The organism is Clostridioides sp. ZZV14-6345, assembly GCF_020657775.1.
GTDB classification, from domain to species: domain Bacteria; phylum Bacillota; class Clostridia; order Peptostreptococcales; family Peptostreptococcaceae; genus Clostridioides; species Clostridioides difficile_D.
On sequence record NZ_JAGWCX010000032.1, the window covers coordinates 35,117 to 45,628 of the forward strand.

8 protein-coding genes are annotated in these 10,512 nt (G+C 30.2%); all 8 read left to right on the forward strand.

Features of this window, described 5'->3' with window-relative positions; genetic code table 11:
* Positions 1-7: 7 nt before the first annotated feature.
* The 8 genes from KGF39_RS10360 to KGF39_RS10395 all read left to right on the forward strand — a co-directional run bounded on the left by KGF39_RS10360 (position 8) and on the right by KGF39_RS10395 (position 10,310).
* Positions 8-1,195 (forward strand): M20 family metallopeptidase, encoded by a 1,188-nt coding sequence (locus KGF39_RS10360; RefSeq protein ID WP_227822249.1) that lies wholly within the window; start codon positions 8-10, stop codon positions 1,193-1,195.
* Positions 1,196-1,557: 362 nt separating this feature from the next.
* A complete protein-coding gene (licT, locus tag KGF39_RS10365; protein WP_227822250.1) occupies positions 1,558-2,397 on the forward strand; it encodes a BglG family transcription antiterminator LicT in 840 nt (279 codons plus the stop codon).
* Between the two features lie 94 nt (positions 2,398-2,491).
* Positions 2,492-4,408 carry a beta-glucoside-specific PTS transporter subunit IIABC gene (locus KGF39_RS10370; RefSeq protein WP_227822251.1) on the forward strand — a complete coding sequence of 639 codons (1,917 nt, stop codon included), beginning with the start codon at positions 2,492-2,494 and terminating at the stop codon, positions 4,406-4,408.
* Between the two features lie 85 nt (positions 4,409-4,493).
* On the forward strand, positions 4,494-5,921 hold the full coding sequence (locus tag KGF39_RS10375; RefSeq protein ID WP_227822252.1) for a 6-phospho-beta-glucosidase: 1,428 nt from the start codon (positions 4,494-4,496) through the stop codon (positions 5,919-5,921).
* A gap of 12 nt (positions 5,922-5,933) precedes the next feature.
* Positions 5,934-7,367 carry a glycoside hydrolase family 1 protein gene (locus KGF39_RS10380; protein WP_227822253.1) on the forward strand — a complete coding sequence of 478 codons (1,434 nt, stop codon included), beginning with the start codon at positions 5,934-5,936 and terminating at the stop codon, positions 7,365-7,367.
* A gap of 294 nt (positions 7,368-7,661) precedes the next feature.
* A complete protein-coding gene (locus tag KGF39_RS10385) occupies positions 7,662-7,964 on the forward strand; it encodes a hypothetical protein (RefSeq protein WP_227822254.1) in 303 nt (100 codons plus the stop codon).
* A 242-nt stretch (positions 7,965-8,206) separates the two neighbouring features.
* Positions 8,207-8,953, forward strand: coding sequence for a gamma-glutamyl-gamma-aminobutyrate hydrolase family protein (locus KGF39_RS10390; RefSeq protein ID WP_161802989.1), 747 nt, complete (start codon positions 8,207-8,209; stop codon positions 8,951-8,953).
* Between the two features lie 37 nt (positions 8,954-8,990).
* Entirely contained in the window at positions 8,991-10,310 is a 1,320-nt protein-coding gene (locus KGF39_RS10395) for an APC family permease (protein WP_227822255.1), read from the forward strand.
* Positions 10,311-10,512: the final 202 nt, after the last annotated feature.

Here is a 10,512-nt window from a genome sequence, read left to right on the forward strand (position 1 = left end):
GTAAGTCATGATAGAGAGTATAAAGAAAAGAGCTTATGAGATAGAGAATGAACTTGGAAAAGAAATTGAAGAAGTATGTGATTTTATATTCAATAACCCAGAATTAGGAGAAGAAGAATATATATCATCAAAATACTTAGTAGATAAAATGAAGGAATATGGATTTGATATAACTTATCCATACTGCAATATGGAGACTGCTTTCAGAGCTGAATTAGGGGATGATGATGGTCCAACTATAGCATTTTTGGCTGAGTATGATGCACTTCCAGGATATGGAGAAAATAAAGAACCAGCTCATGCTTGTGGACACAACTGGATTGCAGCATCTACACTAGGAGCTTGTATAGTATTAAGTAAGTTAAAAGAAAGTTTTAAAGGAAAAATTGTATTAATAGGAACACCAGCTGAAGAAACAACAGGAGGTAAATGTGATTTAGTTAAGGCAGGAGCTTTTGATGATATTGATGTAAGTTATCAAATGCATATAGAAGCTTTTAACAATATAAACTGTAAAGCTTTGGCAATAGACTCATTAGAATTTAGTTTTGAAGGGATATCAGCACATGCAGCTAGTCATCCTCATATGGGAGTTAATGCACTGGATGCAGTACAACTTACCTTTGCTGGTATAAATGCACTAAGACAACATGTAAAATCAGATGTTAGAATACATGGGATAGTTTCAAATGGAGGAGAAGCTCCAAACATAGTTCCAGAAAAAGCAGCTTGTAAGTTTTTTGTAAGAGCAGCTGAAAGAAGTTATTTAGATGAAGTAACTAAAAAAGTTATAAACTGTGCAAAAGGTGCAGAGTTAATGACAGGGGCTAAGCTTTCTTATAGATATTTTGAAAATTCTTTTGATAATATAATAAATAACAAAGTACTTCAAAAGATAACAAAAAATAATTTGATTGAGGCAGGTATAACAGATATATTAGAAGGTAAAGATGGTCCAGTAGGTTCTACAGATATAGGTAATGTAAGTCAAGTTTGTCCTACTATGTATACAGAAATAGCTTTGGATATAAATCCAATGGTATATGTTCATGAAAAAGAGTTTCTAAATTATGCAAATTCTGAGGAAGCTTATGATAAACTTCACAAATCAGTAAAGGCAATGGTAGGGTGTGCATTAGAAATCTATTTGGAAGATGGGCTACTTGATGAGATTAAGAAAAATCATTTAAATTAATATTAAATTAAAAACAAAAGGTATTTCCATGAAATTGGTAATACCTTTTTTGTTTTATTTGTCTTTTGATAAAACAATATTTTATTAATATAATTTATATAGTTTATTCAACATTAAAATATTTAGAAAAAGTTGACATTAAAAAATAAATTTGCTAACATATAATAAATAATAATTAAAATAAAATATAAACGGATAGTGATTGTTTAAGTACAAGCTAAACCTATTTATTACTCAGGATTCATGGGAATCTATTTAATGTGTAATAAATAGGTTTTTTTAATGCAATAAATTATATTCAAAATATTCTTAATAATTAAAAATATTTACTTTAACTTAGTATTAAGAAAGGGGGAATCACAATGGTTATTGAAAAAATACTCAATAACAATGTAATTATTACAACGGATGAAAATGATAAAGAAATAGTAGTTATGGGAAGAGGTTTAGCATATAAGAAACGTACAGGTGACCACATATCAAAGGATAAGGTTGATAAGGTATTCAAACTTTCAGACCCAAATATGTCTGATAAATTTAAAGAATTAATAGCAGATATTCCTATGAGGTATATGGAATTATCAGATGAAATAATTTTACAAGCTAAAGAAAAATTAGGGAAGAGATTAAATGATAGTATTTATATCTCTTTAACTGACCATATATATACAGCAATAGAAAGGGTTCGTGAAGGAGTAAATGTAAAGAATGCACTACTTTGGGATATAAAAAGATTTTATCAAAGCGAATTTAAAATAGGATTAGAAGCTTTGGATTACATAGAAGAAAAGTTTGAGATTAGATTGCCAGAAGATGAAGCTGGATTCATAGCACTACATATAGTTAATGCACAAATGGATCAAAATATAAAAGTCATATATGAAATTACACAAATGATACAAGAAATTACAAATGTGGTTAAATACCACTATAGAATAGTATTTAATGAAGATTCAGTTTATTATTATAGATTTATTACTCACCTAAAGTATTTTGCAGAAAGGCTTATTAGTAATAAATCATATGAAAATAATGAAGATGATTTATTAGAAGTAATAAAAGTAAAATATAAAAATGCTTATAAATGTATAGAAAAATTAGATGAATTTACACATAAAAAATACAATTATAATTTAACAGATGAAGAAAAATTATACTTAACTATTCATGTTGAAAGAGTAGTAAGCAAAAGTATTAAGTAAGATATAAATCCTAATAATTAGGTTTATATATATTGGGTGGTGACATTAAGTTGGCCAAACCTTCATATTTCAAAAAGAAAATGGAGGAGAAAAAATGAGAAAGTATGAGCAATTATCAAAAGACATTATTGCTAATGTAGGTGGGAAGGAGAATATTAGTAGTTTGTCTCACTGTATAACGAGATTACGTTTTAAGTTAAAAGACGAGTCAATAGCAAATGATGATGTACTAAAAAAAATGGATGGTATAGTTACTGTAATGAAAAGTGGAGGACAATATCAAGTAGTTATTGGTAACCATGTTCCAGATGTTTATGCAGTTGTGTGTGATTTGGCTGGATTAGGAGGGGATACAATAGACAATTCAGATTCAGATGCACCAAAAGGATTACTTAATAAGTTTATAGACATAATATCAGGAGTTTTTCAACCAATATTAGGAGTACTGTGTGCTGCTGGTATGATAAAAGGATTCAACGCAGTATTTACAGCATTGGGTTTATATAGAGAAGCTGATGGAGCATATATTATGCTAAATGCAATTGGAGATGCAATGTTCCAGTATATGCCGATAATTCTTGGATATACAGCTGCTAAGAAATTCAAATTAAAACCATTTATTGGTATGCTTATAGGTGCAGTTTTATGCTATTCAGGTATTCAATTAGATACTTTAGCATCTACAAGTCAACCTTTATATAATCTATTTGCTGGAACAATATTTGAATCACCAGTATATATAACTTTCTTAGGATTACCAGTAATAGCAATGAACTACACTTCAACAGTAGTTCCAGTAATTTTAATAGTATTATTAGCAGCTAAGTTAGAAAAAGTGTTTGCTAAAATAATACCAGATGTAGTAAAGAATTTCTTTGTACCAATGGCAGTTTTATTAGTTTCTTTACCAGTAGGATTTATGGTTATAGGTCCTATAGCAACGTATGCTTCCAATATAGTTGGAAATGGATTTTTAGCTTTATTTAATTTCTCATCAGTTTTATGTGGCGTATTAACTGGTTTATTGTGGCAAGTGCTTGTAATATTTGGGCTACATTGGGGACTAGTACCAATAGCTATTTCAAACCTTATGACTATGGGGTCTGACACAATATTAGTTGGAGCATTTGCACCATCTTTTGCACAAACAGCAGTAGTTGCAGCAATGTACTTTAAATTAAAAGACAAGAAAATAAAAGAGTTATGTGTACCTGCAGTTATTTCAGGTATATGTGGTGTAACGGAACCTGCAATATACGGAATAACTTTACCAAGAAAAACACCATTCATATATAGTTGTATAGGTGGTGCAGCAGCAGGAGCTGTAATGGGAATAATGAATGTCAAAGGTTATGTAATGGGTGGACTTGGAATATTTGGCATACCTAATTATATAAATCCAACAACTGGAGATATGACAGGCGTTTATGTATCAATAATAGCAGCAATAGTAGCAACTGTAGTAGGATTTGTATTAACATTCTTCTTCTGGAAAGATGATACTGTGGTAGAAGACTCTAAAAATGATAATAGACAAAAAATGGTAGAAAATACTAAAAGAGAAGTAATATATAGTCCAATAAAAGGTGAAGTAAAAGCTTTGGAACAAGTTAAAGATTCAGCATTTTCAACAGGTGTATTAGGTAAGGGTGTAGCTATAGTTCCTAAAGAGGGAAAGGTTGTAGCACCATTTGATGGGACTATAATGACTTTATTTCCAACAAAACATGCAATCGGAATAATATCTGATAATGGATGTGAGTTATTGATACATATAGGGTTAAATACTGTTCAATTAGAAGGTAAATTCTTTGAATCTTTTGTTAAGCAAGGTGATAAGATTCAAAAAGGTCAAACTTTAATAACTTTTGATATAGAAAATATATTAAAAGAAGGATATTGCTTAGAAACACCAGTAGTTGTTACTAATTATTCTGATTATGTGGATATTATAGAAAAAACACCAAAGTACATAAGTAATAGTCAGGAATTGATAACTGTTTTAGCTTAGAATAGGGTATTCTTAATAAGAATCAGAAATTGGTATTTTTATTTTAAAAGAGATTTACTATAAATAAATTATTGGAGGTAGAGCTATGGCACTTAGAAAAGATTTTTTATGGGGGGGAGCAACAGCTGCAAATCAATGTGAAGGTGGATATAAAGAAGGTGGTAGAGGTTTAGCTAATGTTGATGTTATACCACAAGGAGAAAATAGATTTCCAGTTTTAGCTGGAAAAATGAAAATGTTTGAATGTGATGATGAATATTATTATCCAGCTCATGAAGCAATAGATATGTATCATAATTACAAAGATGATATAAAATTATTTGCGGAGATGGGATTTAAATGCTATCGTATGTCAATAGCATGGACTAGAATATTTCCCACAGGAGTTGAGGAAGCTCCAAATGAAGAGGGATTAAGATTCTATGAAGATATATTCAATGAGTGTTTAAAATATGGAATAGAACCAGTAGTAACAATCTGCCACTTTGATGTCCCTATGTATTTGGTAGAAAAATATGGTGCATGGAGGAATCGTAGGCTAGTAGATTTATATGTAAAATACTGTGAAGCCATATTTATAAGATTCAAAGGAAAAGTAAAGTATTGGCTGACATTCAATGAAATAAATATGATACTTCATTTACCATTTATAGGTGCAGGACTATATATTGAAGAAGGTGAAAATGAAACACAAATAAAATATCAAGCTGCGCATCATCAATTAGTTGCAAGTGCATTAGTTACTAAACTAGCTCATGATGTAAGTCCAGAATTTAAAATAGGGTGTATGTTAGCTGCAGGAAACACTTATGCCAATACTTGTAATCCATTGGATGTATGGAAATCTATAGAAAAAGATAGGGAAAACTACTTTTTTATAGATGTACAATCTCGTGGAGAATATCCAGCTTATGCCCTAAAAGAATTGGAGCGAAAAGGAATAAATATAGCGATGGAAGAAGATGATAAAAGGATACTTAAAGAAAATACAGTAGATTTTATATCGTTCTCATACTATTCATCAAGACTTACAAGTGCAGACCCTGAAGTAAATATTTTAACAGAAGGAAATGTTTTTGCAAGCCTTAAAAATCCATACTTAGGTGCAAGTGAGTGGGGATGGCAAATAGACCCACTAGGGCTTAGAATAACTATGAATTCTTTATATGACCGTTATCAAAAACCATTATTTATAGTTGAAAATGGACTAGGAGCAGTAGATAATCCAGAGGAAAATGGTAATATAAATGATGATTATAGAATTGATTACTTACGTGCTCATATAAAAGCTATGATAGATGCTGTTGAGTTAGATGGTGTTGACTTATTGGGGTATACTCCATGGGGATGTATTGATTTAGTAAGTGCTAGTACTGGAGAAATGAAAAAGCGTTATGGATTTATATATGTGGATAAAGATAATGATGGAAACGGAACTTTAAAACGTAGCAAAAAGAAGAGTTTTGACTGGTATAAAAAAGTAATAGCATCAAATGGTAAAGAATTAGAATAGGAGGATATAGATATGTCATTTAAAAAAGATTTTTTGTGGGGGGGAGCAACAGCTGCAAATCAATGTGAAGGAGCATGGAATTTAGATGGGAAAGGACCATCTTGCTCAGATATGTGTACTGGAGGCTCTCAAACGGTAAGTAAAAAAATAACGAGAATTATAGAAAAAGGAACATTCTACCCAAGTCATGAAGCAATAGATTTTTATCACAGATATAAAGAAGATATAGCTTTATTTGCAGAAATGGGATTTAAAGTGTTTAGATTTTCAATAGCATGGACTAGAATATTTCCAACAGGAATGGAGAAAGAGCCAAATGAATTAGGACTTAAGTTTTATGAAAATGTAATAGATGAGTGCTTAAAATACAATATAGAGCCATTAATAACAATATCCCACTATGAAGTACCCTTTGCAATAACAGAGAAATACAATGGATGGGTTTCGAGAGAGGTAATAGACCTGTATATGAATTACTGTGAAGCAATATTTAAGAGATATAAAGGAAAAGTAAAATATTGGCTAACATTCAATGAAATAAATTCGGCTACTATGCCTATGGGAGGCTACTTATCACAAGGGATATTAAATAAAGGAACTACAGATTTTATAAACCAAGTAGATATACCTCAACTTCGTTTTCAAGGGTTACATCATCAATTTGTAGCAAGTGCTAAGGCTGTTAAGTTAGCTCATGAAATAGATTCAAATTATCAAGTTGGATGTATGCAAATATTTGCAACAATGTATCCCTATACTTGTAATCCAGATGATGTAGTTAAAACTCAAAGAGATAGTAGAGTAATGAATTATTTCTGTGGAGATGTACAAGTGCGTGGCGAATATCCAAGTTATATGAATAGGTATTTTGGAGAAAATAGTATCGAAATAAAAATGGAAAAAGGCGATTTAGAAATTTTAAAAGAAGGTTGTGTAGATTTCTATACATTTAGTTACTATATGTCTATATGTGTAAGTAGCGATTCTAAAGAAGCTAATACAAGTGGTAATATATTAGGTGGAGTAAAAAATCCATATCTTAAGTCTAGTGAATGGGGGTGGCAAATAGACCCTAAAGGGCTTAGATATTCATTAAATGAGATTTATGATAGATACAGAATACCTATGATGGTAGTTGAAAATGGTTTAGGAGCTTATGATAAAAAAGAACCTAATGGAGTAATAAATGATAACTATCGTATAGAATATTTAAAAGAGCATATAGAGCAAATGAAGGAAGCTGTAGAAGATGGTGTTGATTTATTTGGATATACTCCATGGGGATGTATAGACTTAGTAAGTGCATCTACTGGTGAGATGGCTAAGAGATATGGGTTTATATATGTGGATAAGTATGATGATGGAAGTGGAGACTTGTCTAGGATTAAGAAGAAGAGTTTTAACTGGTATAAACAAGTAATAGAATCTAATGGTGAAAAGTTATAGCATATAGATACTGTTTGTGTTTAGAAGAGTAGCATATAGTGTTGATATATACGATTTTTTATCACAAAGAAAGGTGGAGTAACGATTCGTTATTCCATCTTTTTTATAATTGGCACAATTTTTGCTCTATATAAGTTTAAGAAATATGATAGGCATTACGACTATGATACGTGGGACATAAAACCAATAAATGAATATGTTAGTATACTAAATGTACAATTTTTTGATAGTATTAAAGTGAAAATTAAATGTATATTATAAAAGAGTAGAGTATATTTTAAAAGGAGTAATAAGATGAAAACAATAGCAGTAGTAACTGATGGGCTATCTAAACTAGAATGTTTTTTAAATAAAAATTTAGAACTGATATTTAAAGATAAAGTAATGATAAAAAACTATTATTTAAATAAAATAACAGAAAAAGAATCGATAAAAGGTGACATAATATTGGTAATGATAGATGACAGAGTATTAAAAATAAAAAAATATGTAAAAGATGTTTCAAAAATAATAACTATAAATAGGAGTATAAAGCAAAAGGATATATACAAGTTATTTTCATTACCAGAAGGGATAGATGTATTAGTAGTAAATTAGGTTACTAAAAAGGAAAATATAAATACCTATTTTACCCATTAGTTAGACTTAAGACCATTCATAAAAGTCAAATTAAACAGGATTAAAATAAAATATAAGTCAATAAAATTATTTATATTACTAGTATTTAGGAAAAGTATTTCTAAAATGAATTATAATCTTTAAATAAATAAAATATTGGTATGCTACTTGCTCTTTAATAGAGAAGTAGCATTTTTTATTGTTCACAAATAAGTTAAGGGGTGAAGAAAGTGGTTAAAAAGAAATATCCAGTAATAGGAATATCAGGCAATTTATTAATTGATGAGGGGGGAATGTTTCCTGGCTATGAAAGAGCTTATGTAAATAATGACTATATACAATCAGTAGTTATGTGTAAAGCTATACCATATATTGTACCGATTGTATATGATGATGAGATTATAAAGGAGCAAGTATCTAATATAGACGCGCTTATACTATCTGGAGGACAAGATATAAATCCGCTTATATGGAAAGAAGAACCTCATAATAAGTTAGGTGCAATATCACCAAAGAGAGATGTTTTTGATATGAAATTATTAAAACATGCTTTAGATATGAAAAAACCAGTTTTAGGTATATGTAGAGGAGAACAAATTATAAATGTAGCTGAGGGAGGTAGTTTATATCAAGATTTATCTCTAGTTGAAGGAGCTTATATTAAACACAATCAGCAACATTTATCTAACATACCTACACATACAGCACAGATAAAAGAGGGAACAAAGTTATATGAAATATTAGGAGAAAAAGAAATTTTAGTTAATAGCTTTCACCACTTAGTTGTCAATAAGGTAGCACCAGGATATATTGTTTCAGCTACAGCTAAAGATGGCTTGATTGAAGCTATAGAAAAGGAGGGAAGTGAGTTTGTAATAGGAATACAATGGCATCCAGAAATGATGACTAGAGATTATGATAATATGAAAAAAATATTTATGGCAATAGTTAAAGAAGCATCTAAATAATTATAACTATATTAAGTTGGGTTTGGGGGGAATAACAATGGAAAAAGGCATTAAGTTAGGTTTTTGGAGTATTGTATTATTAGGAATCAATGCAATAATAGGGTCAGGTATATTTGGGTTACCTGGCGATGCTTATACAGATATAGGTCCAGCAAGTATATTAGTATTAGTTTTTTGTATGTTTTTAGCTGTTTCTATCGCTTTATGTTTTGCTGAAGCAGGTAGTTGGTTTGATACTGACGGAGGTCCATATCTTTATGCAAAAGAGGCGTTTGGAGATTTTATTGGATTTGAAGTTGGATTTATGAAATGGATAGTTAGTATGATTGCTTGGGCTACTATGGCAAATTTCTTTGCTGTAACACTATCATCTGTATGGCCTCAGGCAGCAGAACCACTTACTAAAAATATAATAATTGGTATACTAGTTGTAGGACTTGGGATTATAAACTTTATGGGAATGAAACAATCTAAGCATTTAAACAATATAATGACTATAGGAAAATTATTACCGATAGTTTTATTTATAGCTGTAGGCTTATTCTTTATAAAAGGTTCTAATTTTACACCATTTGTAATAATACAAAAAGGTCAAAGTGCATCGTCAGCTTTTGTAGCAGTATCTATAACTTTATTTTATGCTTTTACAGGATTTGAATCTTTAGCAGTTGCAGCAAAAGATATGGAGAATCCTAAGAAAAATGTACCTAAAGCACTGGTAATGGTAATGTTTGTGGTATCAGTAATATATATGCTTATACTGGGAATAAGTATAGGTGTATTAGGCAATGGATTAGCAGGGTCAGCTACTCCTGTTGCAGATGCTGCTATTAAGATGTTAGGTCCTATAGGTGGGTATATAATTACAATAGGAACTATAGTATCTGTTGGAGGTATAAATATTGCATCATCTATATTTACACCAAGGTCCGCTGCTGCTTTGGTTGAGCAAGGATTAATGCCTAAGTCTATAAGAAAAACTAATAAAAATGGAGCTCCATATATAGCCATTATAGTATCTGTTATAGGAACTCTATTAATAGCATGGTCGGGCTCATTTACAACATTATCTCAAATAAGTGTTGTATCTAGATTTATTCAATATATTCCTACCTGTTTAGCTGTATTGATATTAAGAAAGAAGTATGCTAGTAAAGATGTAAATTTTAGAATACCTGGAGGAGCAATTATACCAATATTTGCAGTTATTATAAGTATATTATTACTAATAAAAGCAGGTATAGATGAACCTATGAAGATAGTTTGGGGATTAGGAGGGATGATAATTGTAGTTCCTATATATTTCTATATGACTAAGGTATACTCAAAGAAATATAATGATGTAGAAGTCAAATAATTATTGTAATCTATATGGATTCTATAAAGATTATTTTGAATTTAGGGAAATGGGGCTGTATCACTAGAAAATAGTGCTACACCCTTTATTATACAAGAATCCCAATTTCAAAAGAGTTTGGGATTCTTGTATAATAATTGTGTGTTAAAACAAAATGGTATACAGTTTAATTATACTACTTATGGTGATAATTATCAATTTA

Excerpts from the sequence above, each read along its gene's own strand:
- KGF39_RS10380 (WP_227822253.1), top strand. The coding sequence starts at position 5,934 with ATGTCATTTAAAAAAGATTTTTTGTGGGGGGGAGCAACAGCTGCAAAT.
- KGF39_RS10360 (WP_227822249.1), top strand. The coding sequence starts at position 8 with ATGATAGAGAGTATAAAGAAAAGAGCTTATGAGATAGAGAATGAACTT.
- KGF39_RS10385 (WP_227822254.1), top strand. The coding sequence starts at position 7,662 with ATGAAAACAATAGCAGTAGTAACTGATGGGCTATCTAAACTAGAATGT.
- KGF39_RS10370 (WP_227822251.1), top strand. The coding sequence starts at position 2,492 with ATGAGAAAGTATGAGCAATTATCAAAAGACATTATTGCTAATGTAGGT.
- KGF39_RS10395 (WP_227822255.1), top strand. The coding sequence starts at position 8,991 with ATGGAAAAAGGCATTAAGTTAGGTTTTTGGAGTATTGTATTATTAGGA.
- KGF39_RS10375 (WP_227822252.1), top strand. The coding sequence starts at position 4,494 with ATGGCACTTAGAAAAGATTTTTTATGGGGGGGAGCAACAGCTGCAAAT.
- licT (WP_227822250.1), top strand. The coding sequence starts at position 1,558 with ATGGTTATTGAAAAAATACTCAATAACAATGTAATTATTACAACGGAT.